Raw genomic sequence first — 18,070 nt, 5'->3', positions numbered from 1 at the left:
CGGACGGGTTCGCGCGGACCCGGTCAGTCGGTGCCGGCCTCCATGGCCGCCCGGTCCAGCAGTTCGTCCTGGCTCGTCTCACCGCGCGAGGCGATGGCCTGCGCGCCACCGGACTCCAGGGCCCCGATGAGGCTGACCTGGGCGTTGCCGACCATGCCCATCCCGGCGTACTGCTCCAGCTTGGCGCGGGAGTCGGCGATGTCGAGGTTGCGCATGGTCAGCTGCCCGATGCGGTCGACGGGACCGAAGGCGGAGTCCTCGGTGCGTTCCATCGACAGCTTGTCGGGGTGGTAGCTGAACGCCGGACCCGACGTGTCGAGGATCGAGTAGTCCTCCCCGCGCCGCAGGCGCAGCGTGACCGACCCCGAGACGGCGTTGCCGACCCAGCGCTGCAGGGACTCGCGCAGCATGAGGGACTGCGGGTCCAGCCAGCGGCCCTCGTACATGAGGCGGCCGAGGCGACGGCCGTCGTTGTGGTAGCTCGCGACGGTGTCCTCGTTGTGGATCGCGTTGACGAGCCGCTCGTAGGCCGCGTGCAGCAGGGCCATCCCGGGCGCCTCGTAGATGCCGCGGGACTTGGCCTCGATGATCCGGTTCTCGATCTGGTCGGACATGCCGAGGCCGTGCCGGCCGCCGATGGCGTTGGCCTCCAGGACGAGGTCGACCGCGCTGGCGAAGGACTGCCCGTTGATGCGCACGGGGCGGCCCTGCTCGAACTCGACCGTCACGTCCTCGGCGGCGATCTCGACCTCGGGGTCCCAGAACCGGACGCCCATGATCGGTTCGACGAGCTCGACGCCGACGTCGAGGTGCTCGAGGCGCTTGGCCTCGTGGGTGGCGCCCCAGATGTTCGCGTCCGTGGAGTAGGCCTTCTCGGTGCTCGCCCGGTACGGCAGGTCGCGCGCCTGCAGCCACTCCGACATCTCCTTGCGGCCACCGAGCTCGGTGACGAAGGCGGCGTCGAGCCACGGCTTGTAGATGCGCAGGGCCGGGTTGGCCAGCAGGCCGTAGCGGTAGAACCGCTCGATGTCGTTGCCCTTGTACGTCGACCCGTCGCCCCAGATCTGGACGTCGTCCTCGAGCATGGCGCGCACGAGCAGCGTGCCGGTCACGGCGCGGCCCAGCGGGGTGGTGTTGAAGTACGCGCGGCCGCCGGAGCGGATGTGGAAGGCGCCGCACGTCAGGGCGGCCAGACCCTCCTCGACGAGGGCGGCGCGGCAGTCGACGAGACGCGCGAGCTCGGCGCCGTACGCCTCGGCGCGGCCGGGGACGGAGGCGATGTCGGGTTCGTCGTACTGGCCGATGTCCGCGGTGTACGTGCAGGGCACGGCGCCCTTCTCGCGCATCCAGGCGACGGCGACGGAGGTGTCGAGGCCGCCGGAGAAGGCGATGCCGACGCGCTCGCCGGCGGGCAGGGACGTGAGCACCTTGGACATGCGGAACAGTATGCACACGACTGCATGAACATGCAAAGGCGTCGGGTGGTCGCAGGAGTAGCCTGCCCGCCGTGAACGCGGGCGAGCACACCGGGGACGACCTCCAGCGCTGGAACGCCGTGGCCGACGCGTACGCCGAGGCCACCGGACCGGCCGGCGACAGCTTCTACCGGCGGCTGCGGCCCTTCCTCGAGGCCGAACTCCCGGACCTGGACGGCGCCCGCGTGCTCGACCTGGGCTGCGGGCACGGCTGGCTGGCGGGGGAGTACGCCGCCCGCGGCGCGGCCGTCGTCGGCGTCGACGGCAGCGCGGCCCTCCTCGAGCGGGCGCGGGCCGAGCACCCGGCGGCCCGGTTCGTCGAGGCAGACCTCGTGCAGGGTCTGCCCGCGGACCTCCTGGACCCACCGTTCGACGCCGTCGTCGCGCACATGGTCGTCATGGACGTCCCCGACCTCACCGACCTCTTCGCCGACGTCGCCCGCGCGCTCACCCGCGACGGCGTCTTCGTCGCCTCCCTCCTGCACCCGGCCTACTTCAGCCACGCCGTCGACGGCCCCGAGGCGCCCCGTCCGTGGCGGCGGCACGTCGGTGGCTACCTCGACCACGAGGAGCGCTGGATCGCGGCCTTCGGCGGCCACCGGCACTACCACCGCCCGCTGTCCTGGTACGTCGGGCAGCTCGCGGCCGCCGGGTTCGTCGTCACGGGCCTGACCGAACCGCCGTCCCTGCCCCAGCACGGTCGCCCCGAGGCGGAGTGGACCGAGCACGAACGCTGGTTCAGCCGGATCCCGACGATGCTCGCGTGGAGCGCCCGCCTCAGGTCACCTGGAGCGTGAAGCCCTTGCGGCGCAAACGCTCCGCGAGCGGGACACCGATGCCCGTGGCCGGGGTGAGCACGCCGGCGCGGTCGGGCAGTCCCTCGTCCAGGGCGAGCGCCAGGGCGCTCTCGCCGAGCATGACCGCGGTCGCGGCGTAGCCCGGGTCACCCTGCGCGGCGACCGTCACGGTGGTCCGACGACCGGACTCCGTGCGCGCGTCCAGGCGGAGCCGGAAGTGCCCCGTGCGGCGGGTGCGTTCGCTGGGACCCGTGCCGGGGGAGGGCAGCAGCCGGTCGACGAGCGGCCGCAGCGGGTCGACCGCGAGCAGACCCGTGACCCCGGCCAGCACCCCCGTCACCGCGGCCGCCTGCAGCGCCGCCGTCCGCCCCGAGAACGCCATGACCTCCGCGTAGCGCAGCCGCTGCCCGTAGGCGTGGCCGAGCAGGGCGTTGCTGCGCCGCACCACCCGCGTGTTGTAGGAGGCCATGACGAAGGGGGCCACCCAGTCGCCCGTCTCCGCGCGCCGGTGCGGGCGGAACGCGTCGGACTGCCGGCCCAGGTCGGGTTCACCGGCCCGGTCCGGACTCAGGGCGTAGGGGTCGCGCACCAGCCGCCGGGCCTGCTCGTCGCGGCGTGCGGTGTCCAGCTGCAGGCGCAGCGAGTCGACCGTCCCGCCGCTGAAACCGCCTCGCGCGGAGAGGACCTCGAGCGTGGCGCTCCCGAGCGGCCCGGCGGAGTTCTGCTGCGCCCACGCGTGCGCGAGGAGCACCGCGAGGTCGGAGGGGACCGAGTCGAAACCGCAGGAGTGCACGATGCGCGCGCCGCTCTCGCGGGCCGCGTCCTGTGCGGCGTCGATGCTGCGCCGCACGAAGAGGACCTCACCGGTCAGGTCCGCGTAGTGGGTGCCCGCACGGGCACAGGCCTCCACCAGGGGCAGCCCGTGGCGCAGGTACGGGCCGACCGTCGAGACGACGACGCGCGTCGACTCCGCGAGGTCGCGCAGCGACGCCGGGTCGGCGGCGTCGGCCACGAGCAGCGGCCAGTCCGCGGCGACGGGACCCAGGTCCGCGGCCACGGCGGCGAGCCGGTCCCGGGAGCGGCCCGCCAGGGCGATCCGCGTCCCCGCGGGGGCGTGCGCGGCGAGGTGGGCCGCGGTGAGGCGCCCGACGAACCCGGAGGCCCCGAAGAGGACGACGTCGAGGTCGCGTGTCGTCACGGGTCAGATCCCCTTGCCGGGGTTGAGGATCCCGAGCGGGTCGAACACGGCCTTGATCCCGCGCTGCAGTTCCAGGGAGTCCTCGCCGAGTTCGCGGGCCAGCCACGTCCGCTTCAGCAGGCCCACCCCGTGCTCACCCGTGAGGGTTCCGCCCAGTTCCAGCGCCAGGTCGAACACCGCGCACGCGGCCTCCCACGGCGGTCCCTCCGTCACGGTGCCGCCCCGCTCGACGACGACGATGGGGTGCAGGTTCCCGTCGCCCGCGTGGGCGATCGTCGCGATGCGCACCCCCGTGCGCGCCGAGATGGCCTGGATGCCCGACACGGCGGCCGCCAGCTGCGAGCGGGGCACCGCGACGTCCTCGATGAACACGTCCCCGGTCGTCTCCAGCGCGGGCAGCCCCGCCCGGCGGGCGGCGAGGAGTTCCTCGGCCTCGACGGGGTCCGTCGTCGCGCGCCACGACGTCGCGAACGGGGCGACGACCTCCGCCACGGCGTCGATGTCCGCGCGTGCGCCGCGGCCGTCGCACTGCACGACGAGGACCGCGGCGCCCAGGGACCGCAACGCCGAACCCCGCACGGCGTCGACGGCCTCCAGCGTCACGGCGTCGACGAGTTCGAGGACGGCGGGCTGCAACCGGGCGGCGGTGATCGCGGCGGCGGCGCCCGCGGCGGCCACGACGTCGCCGAAGTGCGCTGCGAGGGTGGCGGTCTCGAGGGGTTTGGGCCGCAGACGGACCGTGGCGCCGACGACGACGGCGAGCGTCCCCTCCGATCCCACGACGAGCCCCGTGAGGTCGTACCCGGCGACGCCCTTGACCGTCTGCCGGCCCGTCGAGACCCGGCGGCCGTCGGCCAGCACGAGGTCGAGCCCGAGGACGGCCTCGCGCGTCACGCCGTACTTCGCGCAGCGCAGCCCCCCCGCGTTGGTGGCGATGTTGCCGCCGATCGTCGAGATCGCGGCGCTCGCGGGATCGGGGGCGTAGAACAACCCGTGCTCCGCGGCCGCGGCGTCCAGGTGCGCCGTGATGACGCCGGGTTCGACGACGGCCACCTGGTCCTGCGGCCGCAGGTCCAGGATCCGGTCCATCCCCGACAGGTCGAGAACGACCTCGCCGGCGCTCGCGCTCGCCCCGGCCGCCAGCCCCGACCCGCCGCCGCGCGTGACGACGGGGGTGCGGTGGGCGGTGGCCCAGCGCAGGGTGTCGACGACGTCCTGGACGTCGCGGGCGCGCACGACGCCGTCGGGCAGCGTCGCGGGACGGTGGCCGGAGCGGTCCGTCGCGACGGCGTCCCGGGAGGCGGTGTCCGTCAGCAGGCCGGGGAGCAGGTCGGGGAGGGTGCTCACGCGACCCCCTCCACGGCGGGAACCGGTGGGGTGCAGTGCTCCACGACGGCGGTGAGCGGAAGGTCCAGCGCCTCGGCGAGGGCGACGACGGTGAAGAACGCGGGCGTCGGCACCCGTCCGGCCTCGATCTTGCGCAGCGTCTCGGCGGGGACGCCGGACAGCGCCGACACCTGGGGGACCGTGCGGTTCCCGCGCGCCGTGCGGAGCAGTTCTCCGAGGCGGCGGCCACGGGCGCGCACCTCGTCGGGCAGCGGGGGACGGACCATGGCGTGATACTAATACCGGGACAACAATACCGGGATAGTTTTCCCAGGAGGATCTCGTGGTGGAACTCAAGACGCGCGGCGAGGTCGAGGCCATGCGCGCCGCCGGCCGGATCGTCGGCCAGGCCCTCGTCGCCGTGCGGGAGGCGGCCGCCGTGGGCGTGCGCCTCGACGAGCTCGACGCCGTCGCGCGCGAGGTGATCTTCTCCGCCGGGGCGACGTCGCCGTTCCTCGGCTACCAGCCGCGGTTCGCGGACTCCCCGTTCCCCGGCGTCATCTGCGCCTCCGTCAACGACGCCGTCCTGCACGGCATCCCGGGGACCTACGCGCTGCGCGACGGGGACCTGCTGAGCGTCGACTGCGGCGCCGTCCTGGACGGCTGGGCCGGCGACTCCGCGACCACCTTCAGCGTCGGCACGCCCCGACCCGAGGACGAGGCCCTCGTCGCCGCGACGCGGGAAGCCCTCGCCGCCGGCATCGCCGCCGCGGTCCCCGGGGGCAAGGTCGGTGACATCTCCGCAGCCATCGGCGCCGTCGGCCACGCGTACGGCTGCGGGGTGAACACCGAGTTCGGTGGTCACGGGGTCGGGCACACGATGCACGAGGACCCCTCCGTCCCCAACGACGGCCGCGCCGGTCGGGGACTGACGCTGAAACCCGGCCTCGTCATCGCCATCGAACCGTGGTTCACCGCCGGCGGCAACCCCGGCTACCGCACCGACCCCGACGGCTGGACCATGCGCAGCGTCGACGGCAGTCGCGGTGCGCACGAGGAGCACACCGTCGCGGTCACGGCCGACGGTCCCGTGGTCCTCACCCTGCCGTGAACCCCCTCCCCGAGGGCGAGACCTGGGGTGCGGCCCGGTACGGGAACCCCTGCCGCGAGTGCGGATGGGGCTGGCCGGGCCCTGAGAGGGCCGTCACGTTCGTCGAGGGTGTCGCCGACGAGTTCGCCCACGCCCTCGCCGGTCGTGACGGGTCGACCCGGCACCCCGACCACGGCTGGACGGTCGCCGGCTACGTCGCGCACGTGGGGGACAACCTGCGGCAGTGGGCGGAACGGTTGGCCGAGGCCCTCGCGGGGGAGGACCGGACGGTCGGTGCCTACGACCCCGACGCCCTCGGTCGTGCCCGGGCGTACGACGCGGTCGCCGCGACGGGCGCGCTGTGGTCGTTGCGGCACAGCGCCTCCGCGTGGGGCGAGGTGCTCCGGGCGGGTCTGGACCAGGGCGCCGTCCTGCGGCACGTCACCCGCGGCGAGCAGCGCGCCGTGGACGTCGCGGGCAACAACGCCCACGACGCCTTCCACCACCTGCACGACGTCCGACGGGCTCTGGGCCTGCCCGGTCGCCCCGTCCCGCTGCGGCTGACGGGGGACGGGGTCGTGCTGCGCCGCAGCACGACCGACGACGTCGACCGCATCACGGCGTGGCTCGCGGATCCCGCCGTGCACCGGTGGTGGGGTGGGCGCCCCGTCCCGCGCGGGGAGGTTCTCGAGAAGTACTGCGGCGCCAGGGAACCGGACGTCGCGGTCTTCGTCGTCGAGACGGTGGACGGGCCGGTCGGCGTCCTGCAGGCGTGGCAGGAGCCGGACCGTCCGGGGGTCGGCGGCCTCGACCTCTTCCTCGCTGCTGACCAGCAGGGCCGCGGTACCGGTCCGGTCGCAGCGCGGCTGCTCGCGGGTGACCTGGTGCGGCGGGGGTGGACGTCGGTGACCGCCGATCCCGCCGAGGAGAACCGCCGGGCCCTGGCGGCCTGGTGCCGGGCGGGTTTCACGCCGACGGGCGCCGTCGGGGAGGACTCCGGTCAGCGGACGGTCCTGCTGGAGTTCCGGCCCCGCTGACCGGGGGGGTGGACGGCGCGCGCAGGCTGCGCTGGACTGGGCCGGTGGAGGAACTCACGACGGCGCGGTTGCGGTTGCGGGCGTTCGCGCCCGGCGACGGGGAGGCCGTCCACCGGTACGCCGGTGACCCCGAGGTCTGCCGGTTCGTCACGTGGGGGCCGAACTCCCCCGAGGACACCCGGGCCTTCGTCGCCGAGGCCGTCCGGTCGGCCGTCGACGACGGGGCCAGGGACGTCTGGACCTGGGCGGTCGACCTCGACGGGGACCTCGTCGGCACCGTGGCACTCAGCGTCCGGAGCAGGGAGAACGCCCGCGGTGAGATGGGGTACGTCCTGCGCCGTGACCGGTGGGGGCAGGGCATCACGACGGAGGCCGCGGAGGCAGTGCTGGGGTTCGCTCTCACCCGAGCGGGTCTGGCCCGGGTCGAGGCGACGTGCCGCCCCGAGAACTCCGGGTCCCGGCGGGTGCTGGAGAAGATCGGGATGCAGTACGAGGGGTTGCTGCGTTCCCACGTCGTGGTCGCCGGCGAACGCCGCGACAGCCTGCTGTTCGCCGCGGTCCGCTGAGCCCCCTCGCGAGGCCCGTGCGGTGCTCGGCTCCGACGACCGACGGCACCGACGAGGAACGCCAGGCAGGCGGAGGAGGCCTACTCCGCCGCCGACCCCGGGGTCGGCATCGTCCGGGAGGACTGCCCCCGGGCCAGGACCGCGGCGGCCGCGGCGGCGGGTGACAGTTCGGCCAGGTCGACGCGCACCCGCCCGTCGTCGGTGGTCCAGGGCGTGAACTCGAGGCGTTCGACGTCGGCCCACGTGGGTTCGGGGTGGCCGGGGATGTCGGCCACCCGCGCCTCGACGCGCCGCCGGTGCAGTTCCGGGTCGCCGCAGACCACCTCGACGTCGAGCCAGGGCGTCCCGGCACTGCGGGCCACGTCCCACCACAGCTCGCGCGTGACCGGCAGCGGGTTCACGCCGTCGGCGACGACGAGGTGCCCCTGCCGCAGCAGGTCGCCCGCCACTGCCCGGGCGACGTAGTGCCCCACCGGCCCGACGGGGTGGGTTGCGGCGCCGGCGTCGACGAGCGCCTGCTCGACCGTGTCGAGCCGGACGTGGACGGCGTGGGCGGCGGCGACGAGGGCGCGGGCGAGGGACGTCTTCCCGCTCCCCGGCAGGCCTGACAGGACGATGAGCACAGCCGTAGTCAACCCTCGGACCCTCCCTCAGGACCAGTCGCCCTCGCCCGTGCCGAGGTGCTCGCGCCCGAGGTCGGTGACCGGGACCGCGGTCAGGCTCGTGAGCCCGATGTCGAGCAGCGTCGCCCGGGGGACGCCGGCTCCTCCGAGGGTGGACATTCCCTCGATGACGGCGCAGAAGTAGGTTCCCAGGGAGTCCGCGTCGGCGCCCGCGTCGATCTCACCGGCGCCCTGGGCCTCGGCGATGCAGGCGGCGTAGTGCCGGCTCATGACGTCGAAGGCGGTCGCGACCGCGGAGGCCACCTCCGGGTCGTGCGACGAGAGCTCGACGGCCGCCTTCGTGAACAGGGACGGAGCCGCCTTCGCCTCGCCGTGCTCCACGGCGACCTTGACGAGTTGCCGCCGGATCCGGGTGATGGGGCTGTCCTCCCCGTGCCGGACGGACTCGACGGCCTCGACCGCCTCGGCCGTGTCGCTGAGGAACGCCCGCATGAACAGTTCCTTCTTGCCGCCGAAGGCGTTGTACAGGCTCTGCCGGGCCAGCCCCGTGGCCTCGAGGAGGGTGTCGAGGGACGTGCCGGCGAAACCCGTCTCGGCGAAGGCCTTCCGGGCGCGGTCGATGACGTCGTCCTCGTCGAACGTGCGGGGTCTGGGCATGGTGGTCCTCTGCTTCGGGTCCTCGGTCGTCGCGCCCACCATGGTCTCAGCGGCCTGCGGTCAGGCGACGGAGACGCTGCCGTCGACGACGACCTCGCTGCCGGTCATGGCCGAGCTCTCGTCGGAGACGAGGAAGAGGACGGCGGCGGCGACCTCCTCGGCGCGCAGGACGCGACCCAGCGGGACGCCGGCGGCGATCTGCTCCAGGAGCGCGTCCTCGTGGCCCGGGGCCAGTCCGGTCAGACCGGGCGTCTGCGTGGGACCCGGGACGACGGTGTTGACGCGGACACCGCGCGGGGCCAGTTCGGCGGCCCAGGTGCGGGTCAGCGTTGCGACGGCCGCCTTGGACGCGCCGTACAGGCCGAAGTTCCGCTCCCGCCCCGAACCGGCGGTGGAGCCCGTCACGACGATCGCGGCACCGGGGTTCAGGAACGGCAGGGCGCCCTGCACGGTCAGCGTGGTGCCGCGCACGTTCGTGCCGAAGGTGGTGTCGACGTCGGCGGCGCTCACCTCGGCGAGGGGTTTGAACTCACCCGGACCGGCGTTCGCGTGGACGGCGTCCAACCCGGTCCCGCGGGCGGCGACGGCCTCGAACAGCGTCGTCACCCCGGCGGGGTCGGAGACGTCGGCCCGCACCGTCGTCACGGCGTCGCCGAGTTCTCCCGCGACGGCGTCGAGCGGGGCCTGCCGCCGGCCGGTCACGACGACGTGGGCGCCTTCGGCGGCGAACCGGCGGACGACGGCGAGCCCGATCCCCGAGGTGCCGCCGGTGACGAGGGCCGTCCTGCCGGTGAGTGCTGCGTTCACGGTCGAGCTCCGTTCGGTTGTGGACTGCTTGGTCCCAAACCGTAGGACGAGCTGGACCGATTGGTCAAGAACGGGCGGAGGGTGTCCCTACCGGCGCAGGCGCGGCCGCCCGCCGTCGGCCGACCGGGGTTCCTCGACGGCGCGGTAGGTGCGCTGCAACGCATCGCCCGCGCGGTCGCCGAGGCGCTGCACGACGGCCACGTAGAGGCAGTCCAGGACGAGCGCCGTCGCGGCCCGGCTCGCCATCGCCCCTGCGCGGTAGGCGGTTTCGCGGCCCGTCGCGACGAGCACGTGGTCGGCGGTCTCGGTCAGGGGGGACGTCCCGGAACTCGTCACGGCCACGACGACCGCCCCGCGGGCCCGCGCCCGCCCGGCCGCGGCGACGACGTCCGGGGTGCGCCCGGAGTGGCTGACGACGAGCGCGGTGTCGTCGGGGCCGAGGGTCTCGGAGCTGACGAGGGCCGCGTGCCCCTCGGTCCGCAACCGCGTCAGTAGTCCGGCGCGGACGGCCTTGTGGTCGAAGTCGGCGGCCAGCAACCCCGAGGCGCCGATGCCCCAGCAGTCGACGGCCCGCGCCCGGTGGACGGTGTCGGCGGCCGCGTCGAGGGCGGCGAGGTCGAGGGTGCGGGCGGTGGCGTGCAGGGCCTCGCTCTCCAGGGCGGTGAGCGTCGCGACGACCCCGGCGAGGTCGGGGGCGTCCTCGGGGGACTCGGTGAAGAGGGCCGCGGGTGCCGGGGCCGGTCCGGCGGCCGCGAGCGCCAACCGCAGCTGCGGGTAGCCGGCGAACCCGAGCGAGCGGGCCGTCCGGACGACGGTCGCCTCGCTCGTGCCCGTGCGGGCGGCGAGGTCGGTGACGGTGAGGTGCGCGGCCGCCACCGGGTCCTCGAGCAGTGTGGTGAGGACCCTGGCCCCGGACGCCGTGGCCGCGGGGACGGCGGCGAGCAGGTGGGCGCGCAGGGCTGCGGGGTCGGGTGCGGTCACGGGTCTCCGTCCAGGGTCTGGCGAGAACTTTCGTCGGGCGCTACCGTCGTGTCAACTTCCTTCACCGGAACCCTCGTCACCCCGTCTGGAGCCCCGTTGAGCCCCGCCCGTGGCCACCTCGTCCGTTCCGAGATCGCCGAACAGCCCGCCGTCGCGGACCGGATCCTCACCGCCGCCGACGGTGAGCTCGCCCGCATCGCGGGGATCCTGCGCGACAAGGCGCCCCGCGCCGTCCTGCTCACCGCCCGCGGGACGAGCGACCACGCCGCGCTGTACGCGAAGTACCTCCTCGAGATCGGGCTCGGCCTGCCCTGCGGGCTCACCTCCACCTCGACGCTCACCGTGTACGAGGCGACCCCGGACCTGCGGGACGTGCTGTGGATCAGCATCAGCCAGTCCGGTGGTTCGCCCGACCTCGTCGAGTCGACCGCCGCGGCCCGTCGCGCCGGCGCCACCACCCTCGCCGTGACGAACAACCCGGCCTCGCCGCTGGCCCAGGCCGCCGAGCACCACCTCGACGTGCACGCCGGTCCGGAGCTCGCCGTCGCCGCGACGAAGAGCTACACCGCCCAGCTCCTCACGCTGTGGCTGCTCGTGACGACCTGGCGCGGCGGGGACCTCACCCCCGCGAAGGCCCTGCCCGGGTTCCTCGAGCAGGCCGTCTCCGCCACCGACGTCCCCGACGTCGCCGCGCGGTACCGCTTCGTCGACCGCCTCGTCGTCACCGCCCGCGGGTACTCCTACCCGACGGCGCGCGAGGCCGCGCTGAAGCTCATGGAGACGTCGTACCTGTCGGCGCAGGCGTTCTCGGCGGCCGACCTCATGCACGGCCCCCTGGCCATGGTCGACGCGGACCGCCCCGTCATCGCCGTCGTCCCGCAGGGCCGCGGCGGGGAGGCGATGGCCCCGGTGCTGCAGGCCCTGCGCGACCGGGGCGCGGACGTCTGCGCCGTCGCCCCCGAGGGCCTCGCGCCCGACGCGACCGTGCGCCTCGGGCTGCCCACCGGGATGCCGGAGGACCTCGCGCCGGTCGTCCAGATCGTCCCGCTGCAGCGCCTGGCCCTGGAGATGGCCGTCGCCCGGGGCCTGGACCCCGACGCGCCGCGCGGACTGCGCAAGGTCACCGAGACCCGATGACCGTCCTGGCGCGGGGCACCGTCCACACCGGCTCCCGGGTGCTGCCCGGCGGCTGGGCCCTGCTGGACGGCCGCGAGGTCGTGGCCGTGGGGACGGGCCCCGCGCCGGCCGCGGACGAGGACGTCGAAGGCGCGCACGTCGTCCCCGGATTCGTCGACGTCCACTGCCACGGGGGCGGTGGTGCCAGCTTCGGCGGCCGCGGCGGCGACGCCCTCACGGCGGCCCGCACCGTCGCCGCCACCCACCGCGCTCACGGGACGACGACCCTCGTCGCGAGCCTGGTCACCGGTCCGCTCGACGAGCTCGCCGCTACCGTGGACGCCCTCGCCGACCTCGTGACCGACGGGGAACTCGCCGGCGTCCACCTCGAGGGGCCCTGGCTGAGCCCGGACCACCGCGGGGCGCACGCGCCGGGGCTGCTGCGTGATCCCGACCCCGCCGACCTCGACATGTTCCTGCGCACCGGGCTCGTGCGAATGGTGACGATCGCGCCCGAACTGCCCGGCGGACTGGCTGCGGTGCAGCAGATCACCGCGGCCGGGACGATCGCCTCCATCGGCCACACGGGTGCCGACGCGGACACGACCAAGCGCGCCGTCGACGCGGGCGCCCGGTGGGCGACGCACCTGTTCAACGCCATGCCGCCGGTGCACCACCGCGAACCCGGCGCCGTCCCCGCTCTGCTGGACGACGACCGCGTCACCGTGGAACTCATCGCCGACGGTGTGCACCTGCACCCGCTCGTCGTCGCGCTCGCCGCCCGCCGCGCGGGCCGCGGGCGGGTCGCCCTCGTCACCGACGCCATGGCCGCGACGGGGTCGGCCGACGGCCGCTACCGCCTCGGCGACCTCGACGTCGACGTCGTCGACGGGGTGGCGCGGCTCGCCGGTGGCGGGTCGATCGCGGGGAGCACCCTGACCCTCGACCGCGCCCTGCGGTTCGCCGTCACGCAGGCCGGACTGGAGTTCGAGGACGCCCTCGACGCCGTCACCGCCACCCCGGCCCGGCTCCTGGGCCGGACCGACGTGGGGCACCTCGAACCCGGCGCCCGCGGCGGCGCCGTCGTCCTCGACGCCGACCTCGCCGTCCGCCGCGTCCTCACCTGACGCGCGCCCTCCGGGGGTGGCTCGTAGACGCGACGGGCTCACCCAATGAGCCGGATGCGTCTACGAGCCCAACCCCGCTCCGCGGGGATGCTCGTCGACGCGACGGGCTCGACCTATGAGCCGGTTGCGTCAACGAGCCCGACCCCGCGGGGGCCCCTCAGAGGCCGCCGACGGGCGGCTGCCCGGTGTCGGGGACGAGGACGGGGGTGTCCGCGTCGAGCGTCTCGCCGCGGAAGAACGCGCCCAGCCGCGCCGCGCACAACAGCATCAGCGGCACACCGAGGGCGAGCATCCCGACGCCGATGACGAACACGCCGCCGACCGGCCCGAACGTCGTGAACCCGTAGTCGGGGGACAGCATGTCGATGCTGCTCTGGACGAACGCCCACAGCATCGCCAGCCCGCCGAGGGCCGGGAACACCCCGCGCAGCACCAGGTCCCGCACCGAGCGGGTCAGCGTCCGCCGGAAGAACCACACGCACGAGAACGCCGTGATGCCGTAGTAGAACGCGACGGCCAGCCCGAGCGAGGCGATCGAGTCCTGCAACGCGTCCTGGCTCACCAGGCTCAGCACGAGGTAGAACGCGACGGCGGCCGCACCCATGACGAGGGTCCCGAACGAGGGCGTCCGGTACCGCGGGTGGACCTGTGCGAACCGCTGCGGCAGCGCGCCGTACACGGCCATCGACAAGGTCCCGCGGGCCGTCGGCAGGATCGTCGTCTGCGTCGAGGACGCGGCCGAGATGGCGACGGTCACGAGCAGCAGCCCGGACAGGACGGCCCCGCCGACGGGGGCGCCGAGGGTGGACAGGACGTCGTCGGCGTTCTCGGGGTTGTTCAGCCCGATGCCCGTGGTCCCGAACCCGGCGTACGCCTGCACCGCGACGGCGACGAGGACGTACGTCACGACGAGGATCACGGTGGCCAGCAGGGCGGCGCGGCCCGGGGTGCGGTCGGCGTCGCGGGTCTCCTCGCTGACGGCCAGGCACGCGTCCCAGCCCCAGTAGATGAAGATGCAGAGGATGACGGCCTCCGCCAGGGCCGAGCCGCTCACCCCGAACGGGGAGAACCAGTCCCACGTCGGCCGCACGGCCTGCTCCCCGGCGCCCCCGCTGTGGACGAGGTACAGCGCGCCGACCGACACGACCCCCAGCACCGCGAACTGCACGACGATCAACACGTTCTGCAGGCGTTCGGAGAGGACGATGCCGCGGTAGCTGACCCACGTCATCCCCACGATGAACACCAGGCCGAGCCCGACCCGCAGCGGCAGGCTCTCCGCCGCGCCGTCGAGACCGAGGAAGCGCAGCGTGTAGACGGCGGAGATCTCCGCGACGTTGGCCAGGACGATGATCGCGGAGACGGCCACGCCCCAGCCGCCCATCCAGCCGACCCACGGCCCGAACGCCTTGGTGCCCCAGGTGAACGTCGTCCCGCAGTCGGGCGCCGCGCGGTTGAGCTCGCGGTAGGCGACCGCCACGAGCAGCATCGGCACGAACGCCACGAGGAACATCGCGGGCGCCTTGTCGTGCACGGCGAGGACGACGTACCCGAGCGTGGCGGCGAGGCTGTAGACGGGAGCGGTGGCACCGAGGCCGATGACCGTGTTGCCCCACAGTCCGAGCGCCCCCGTCTGCAGTCCCTTGCCGGTCGCGGTGGTGGTGAGCGCGGGGCTCGGGGGGTGGGCGGCACGTGCCATCGGGGCTCCTGACGTCGGGAGGGGGCAAACCGGGTGACCCTAGCAGCGCGAAGTGACGTGCTCGCGGAATCCGTCGTCAAGGCCCGCCGACGCGACGGAAAACGTGGGTCTGGCTGGACTCGCCCAGGGCTCTCCGTCAGACTGGCCGCCCATCAGCCGATGGAGCCCACCGATGGAGGAGGACTGCCGTGCCGGCGCACCCGCTGGTCCCGCTGAGCGCCGAGGAGTTCGGCCGCAACCTCGAGGTGCTGCGGGGGAGCGGCCGGTTGGCCCCCTCGATGCGCTTCGCCGGCGTCGTGCTCGCCGAACCGCCCAAGGCCGACGTCCTGGCCTGGCGACCCGGCGACGACGTTCCCCGGCGGGCCCGCTCGATCGTCTGGGACCGGGCCGACGGCCGGACCCACGACGTCCTCGTCGACCTCGTCGCCGGGACGGTGGAACGGTTCGAGCACGTGCCGGGCGTCACCCCGAACTTCACGCTCGACGAGTTCCACGACGCCGAGGTCGCCCTCAAGCGTGAACCCCGTGTCGTGCAGGCGCTCGCGGCCCGCGGGATCACCGACCTCGACCTCGTCCTGCTCGACACCTGGACCTTCGGCGCGGCCGTCATGCCGGAGCAGTGGCGCGACCGGCGGCTCGGCTGGGTCGACGTGTGGCGGCGCGAGACCACCGGTGGCAGCCCCTACGCGCACCCCGTCAGCGGCCTGAAGTTCATCGTCGACATGAACACCTACGAACTCCTCGACGTCGAGGAGGCGCCCGCCGCCCCCGACGCGCCGACCCGCGGGGAGTACGACCCGGCCCTCACCGGCATCGCCGGGCGCACCGACCTGCGCGCCCTCGACATCACCCAACCCGACGGGCCGTCCTTCACCCTCAGCGACGACGGTGAGCTGCGGTGGGCGAACTGGTCCGTGCGGCTCGGGTTCACCCACCGCGAGGGCCTCGTGCTGCACCAGCTCGGCTGGCAGGACGGCGACGAGCGTCGCGAGATCGGCTACCGGCTCTCGTTCGCCGAGATGGTCGTCCCCTACCGCGACCCCTCCTTCGACCACCGCCGCCGCACCGCCTACGACATCGGGGAGTGGGGCCTGGGGTACATGACGACGTCGCTGGAGCTCGGCTGCGACTGCCTCGGCGAGATCCGCTACGTCGACGCCGTCCTGACCGACTCCCACGGCGAGCCGTACACCGTGCCGCAGGCGATCTGCCTGCACGAGGAGGACGACGCCGTCCTGTGGAAGCACGTCGACGAACGCGCCGGTGCCCAGGTGCGGCGCTCGCGGCGCATGGTCGTCTCGTTCCACGCCACGGTCGCGAACTACGAGTACCTCGTCTACTGGCGCCTCTACCTCGACGGCACGATCGAGTGCGAGGTGCGGGCGACGGGGATCATGGTCACGACGCCGTTGCCCGAGGGAGCCCCGACCCCGGCCACCGGGGTCCTCGTCGACGAGCGGACCTACGCGCCGATCCACCAGCACTTCCTGGTCGCCCGCCTCGACCTCGACGTGGACGGGCAGCACGCCACCGTCCACGAGGTCGACACCCACGTCGCGCCGACCGGACCGGACAACCCGCACGGCCTCGCGCTGACGACGACCTCGACCCCCGTCCGGTCCGAACGCGAGGCCGGCCGCGACGTCGACTGGCAGAAGCAGCGCGTCTGGAAGGTCGCGAGCACCCGGCGCACGAACGCGGTCGGGACGCCCACGGCGTACAAGCTGACGACCCCCGACGCGATCCCGCACCTGTTCGCCCCCGACGCCCCGCAGTTCCTGCGGGCCCCCGTCATCGGCCACGACGTCTGGGTCACCCGGCACCACGACGACGAGCTGTGGCCCGCCGGCGAGCACCCGACGCAGAGCTCCGGCGACGAGGGCATGACCCGCTGGACCGCCGACGACGAACCCCTCGAGGACACCGACGTCGTGCTGTGGCACGTGTTCGGCATCCACCACGTGCCCCGCGTGGAGGACTGGCCCGTCATGCCGCAGGACGCCGTCGCGTTCCGGCTCAAGCCGTCGGGGTTCTTCGACCGCAACCCCGCCCTCGACGCACCGGCCCCCGCGGGGCCGCACTGCCACCAGCCCGCTCCCACCGGAGGGAAGACCAACTGATGCAGACGCTGTCCAACGTCGTGGGCGGCCAGACCGTCCCCGCCGCCGACGGTCGCACGACGGACGTCGTCGACCCCTCGACCGGCACCGCCTACGCGACGGCCCCGCTGTCCTCGGAGCAGGACGTCCGCTCCGCCTACGCGGCCGCCTCCTCGGCGTTCACGTCGTGGGGCCGGACGACGCCGGCCGAGCGGCAGAAGTTCCTCCTCGACCTCGCCGACGCGATCGAGTCCCGCGCCGAGGAGTTCGTCACCGCCGAGGTCCGCAACACGGGCAAACCCGTCGCCCTCACCCGCACCGAGGAACTGCCCCCGGCCGTGGACCAGCTCCGGTTCTTCGCCGGCGCCGCCCGCGTCCTGGAGGGCCGGGCCGCCGGGGAGTACCTCGCCGGGCACACGTCGTGGGTGCGCCGCGAACCCATCGGCGTCGTCGGCCAGGTGACGCCGTGGAACTACCCGCTCATGATGGCCGTCTGGAAGATCGGGCCGGCGCTCGCGGCCGGGAACACCGTGGTGCTCAAGCCGTCCGACACGACCCCGGCCTCCACGGTGCTGCTCGCGCAGGTCGCGAACGAGGTCCTGCCGCCGGGCGTCCTCAACGTCGTCTGCGGGGACCGCGAGACGGGCCGGGCGCTCGTGCAGGACCCGACGCCGGGTCTGGTGGCCATCACCGGGTCCATCCGCGCGGGCATGCAGGTGGCCGAGTCTGCCTCGCACGACCTCAAGCGCGTGCACCTCGAACTCGGCGGCAAGGCGCCCGTCGTGGTGTTCGACGACGCCGACGTCGCCGCTGCGGCGGAGGCCATCGCGGGCGCCGGGTACTTCAACGCCGGCCAGGACTGCACGGCGGCCACGCGCGTGCTCGTCGCCCCGCGCGTGCACGACGACTTCGTCGCGGCGCTGTCGGAACAGGCGCGGGCCACCCGCATCGGCCTGCCGGACGACCCCGACACCGCGGTCGGTCCCGTCAACAACCCGAACCAGCTGCGGCAGGTGTCCGGTTTCGTCGACCGGCTGCCCGACCACGCCGTGCTGGGTGCCGGCGGGGCCCGGGGCACGGGGACGCTCGCCGACGGGTTCTACTACGCACCCACCGTCGTGTCCGGGCTGCGTCAGGACGACGAGATCGTCCAGAACGAGGTCTTCGGCCCCGTCATCACCGTGCAGCGGTTCAGCGACGAGGACGAGGCGCTGCGCTGGGCGAACGGGACGAAGTACGGTCTGGCCTCCAGCGTCTGGACGAAGGACTTCGGCCGGGCGATGCGGATGTCGGCGGCCCTGGACTTCGGCTGCGTCTGGATCAACACGCACATCCCGCTCGTCGCGGAGATGCCGCACGGCGGGTTCAAGCAGTCCGGGTACGGCAAGGACCTGTCGATGTACGGGTTCGAGGACTACACGCGCGTCAAGCACGTCATGGCGAACCTGGAGTCCTGAACCGGCCCCGGCCCC

Annotated in this window: 17 protein-coding genes; 8 read left to right on the top strand and 9 right to left on the bottom strand. The window is 74.2% G+C overall.

The features are described 5' to 3' along the window. Positions 1–23: 23 nt before the first annotated feature. The gene (gene argG / locus AB0637_RS18205; protein ID WP_366174023.1) at positions 24–1,436 is read right to left on the bottom strand and encodes an argininosuccinate synthase; all 1,413 of its coding nucleotides are present in this window, start codon (positions 1,434–1,436) and stop codon (positions 24–26) included. Positions 1,437–1,507: 71 nt separating this feature from the next. On the opposite strand from argG, the gene AB0637_RS18200 reads away from it, so the two are divergent. After that, a complete protein-coding gene (locus AB0637_RS18200) occupies positions 1,508–2,272 on the top strand; it encodes a methyltransferase domain-containing protein (RefSeq protein ID WP_366174022.1) in 765 nt (254 codons plus the stop codon). Here the strand turns inward: AB0637_RS18200 and AB0637_RS18195 are convergent. The 3 genes from AB0637_RS18195 to AB0637_RS18185 are packed head-to-tail and all read right to left on the bottom strand — an operon-like array spanning position 2,253 to position 5,083. Further along, complete coding sequence (locus tag AB0637_RS18195; protein ID WP_366174021.1) at positions 2,253–3,470, bottom strand: saccharopine dehydrogenase NADP-binding domain-containing protein; 1,218 nt, start codon at positions 3,468–3,470, stop codon at positions 2,253–2,255. The two genes, AB0637_RS18200 and AB0637_RS18195, sit on opposite strands and share 20 nt — an antisense overlap. Positions 3,471–3,473: 3 nt before the next feature. Then, entirely contained in the window at positions 3,474–4,817 is a 1,344-nt protein-coding gene (locus AB0637_RS18190; RefSeq protein WP_366174020.1) for an FAD-linked oxidase C-terminal domain-containing protein, read from the bottom strand. Further along, positions 4,814–5,083, bottom strand: coding sequence for a helix-turn-helix transcriptional regulator (locus tag AB0637_RS18185; protein WP_366174019.1), 270 nt, complete (start codon positions 5,081–5,083; stop codon positions 4,814–4,816). Before AB0637_RS18185 ends, AB0637_RS18190 begins: the two co-directional genes overlap by 4 nt. Positions 5,084–5,139: 56 nt before the next feature. On the opposite strand from AB0637_RS18185, the gene map reads away from it, so the two are divergent. From map to AB0637_RS18170, 3 genes are read left to right on the top strand one after another with little or no spacing between them, the layout of a single operon-like run. Continuing rightward, complete coding sequence (gene map / locus AB0637_RS18180) at positions 5,140–5,907, top strand: type I methionyl aminopeptidase (RefSeq protein ID WP_366174018.1); 768 nt, start codon at positions 5,140–5,142, stop codon at positions 5,905–5,907. After that, on the top strand, positions 5,904–6,923 hold the full coding sequence (locus AB0637_RS18175; protein WP_366174017.1) for a GNAT family N-acetyltransferase: 1,020 nt from the start codon (positions 5,904–5,906) through the stop codon (positions 6,921–6,923). The genes map and AB0637_RS18175 overlap by 4 nt, the downstream gene beginning before the upstream one ends. 44 nt (positions 6,924–6,967) lie before the next feature. Next, the gene (locus AB0637_RS18170) at positions 6,968–7,489 is read left to right on the top strand and encodes a GNAT family N-acetyltransferase (RefSeq protein ID WP_366174015.1); all 522 of its coding nucleotides are present in this window, start codon (positions 6,968–6,970) and stop codon (positions 7,487–7,489) included. An 80-nt stretch (positions 7,490–7,569) separates the two neighbouring features. Here AB0637_RS18170 and AB0637_RS18165 read toward each other — a convergent pair whose 3' ends face one another. The 4 genes from AB0637_RS18165 to AB0637_RS18150 form a co-directional block, all read right to left on the bottom strand. Beyond that, positions 7,570–8,112 carry an AAA family ATPase gene (locus AB0637_RS18165; protein ID WP_366174014.1) on the bottom strand — a complete coding sequence of 181 codons (543 nt, stop codon included), beginning with the start codon at positions 8,110–8,112 and terminating at the stop codon, positions 7,570–7,572. Between the two features lie 27 nt (positions 8,113–8,139). Further along, positions 8,140–8,769: a TetR/AcrR family transcriptional regulator gene (locus AB0637_RS18160; protein ID WP_366174013.1), complete on the bottom strand. Its 630-nt coding sequence runs from the start codon at positions 8,767–8,769 to the stop codon at positions 8,140–8,142. A gap of 60 nt (positions 8,770–8,829) precedes the next feature. After that, positions 8,830–9,576, bottom strand: coding sequence for an SDR family oxidoreductase (locus AB0637_RS18155; protein WP_366174012.1), 747 nt, complete (start codon positions 9,574–9,576; stop codon positions 8,830–8,832). An 87-nt stretch (positions 9,577–9,663) separates the two neighbouring features. Further along, positions 9,664–10,557 carry a MurR/RpiR family transcriptional regulator gene (locus AB0637_RS18150; RefSeq protein ID WP_366174011.1) on the bottom strand — a complete coding sequence of 298 codons (894 nt, stop codon included), beginning with the start codon at positions 10,555–10,557 and terminating at the stop codon, positions 9,664–9,666. 96 nt (positions 10,558–10,653) lie between these two features. Here AB0637_RS18150 and AB0637_RS18145 point away from each other — a divergent pair, with 96 nt between their 5' ends. Both AB0637_RS18145 and nagA read left to right on the top strand, forming a co-directional pair. Beyond that, positions 10,654–11,694, top strand: a complete 1,041-nt coding sequence (locus AB0637_RS18145; protein WP_366174010.1) for an SIS domain-containing protein — start codon at positions 10,654–10,656, stop codon at positions 11,692–11,694. After that, on the top strand, positions 11,691–12,800 hold the full coding sequence (gene nagA, locus AB0637_RS18140; protein WP_366174009.1) for an N-acetylglucosamine-6-phosphate deacetylase: 1,110 nt from the start codon (positions 11,691–11,693) through the stop codon (positions 12,798–12,800). The genes AB0637_RS18145 and nagA overlap by 4 nt, the downstream gene beginning before the upstream one ends. A gap of 157 nt (positions 12,801–12,957) precedes the next feature. Here nagA and AB0637_RS18135 read toward each other — a convergent pair whose 3' ends face one another. After that, complete coding sequence (locus AB0637_RS18135) at positions 12,958–14,499, bottom strand: APC family permease (protein ID WP_366174008.1); 1,542 nt, start codon at positions 14,497–14,499, stop codon at positions 12,958–12,960. A 188-nt stretch (positions 14,500–14,687) separates the two neighbouring features. Here AB0637_RS18135 and AB0637_RS18130 point away from each other — a divergent pair, with 188 nt between their 5' ends. Both AB0637_RS18130 and AB0637_RS18125 read left to right on the top strand, forming a co-directional pair. Further along, on the top strand, positions 14,688–16,619 hold the full coding sequence (locus tag AB0637_RS18130; protein WP_366174007.1) for a primary-amine oxidase: 1,932 nt from the start codon (positions 14,688–14,690) through the stop codon (positions 16,617–16,619). Next, entirely contained in the window at positions 16,619–18,055 is a 1,437-nt protein-coding gene (locus tag AB0637_RS18125; protein ID WP_366174006.1) for an aminobutyraldehyde dehydrogenase, read from the top strand. The genes AB0637_RS18130 and AB0637_RS18125 overlap by 1 nt, the downstream gene beginning before the upstream one ends. Positions 18,056–18,070 lie beyond the last annotated feature (15 nt).

The sequence above is a fragment of the Kineococcus sp. NPDC059986 genome, from assembly GCF_040702905.1.
Classification (GTDB): domain Bacteria; phylum Actinomycetota; class Actinomycetes; order Actinomycetales; family Kineococcaceae; genus Kineococcus.
The sequence above is the reverse complement of the archived record's forward strand: the minus strand, read 5'-3'. Positions and strand labels throughout refer to the sequence as shown.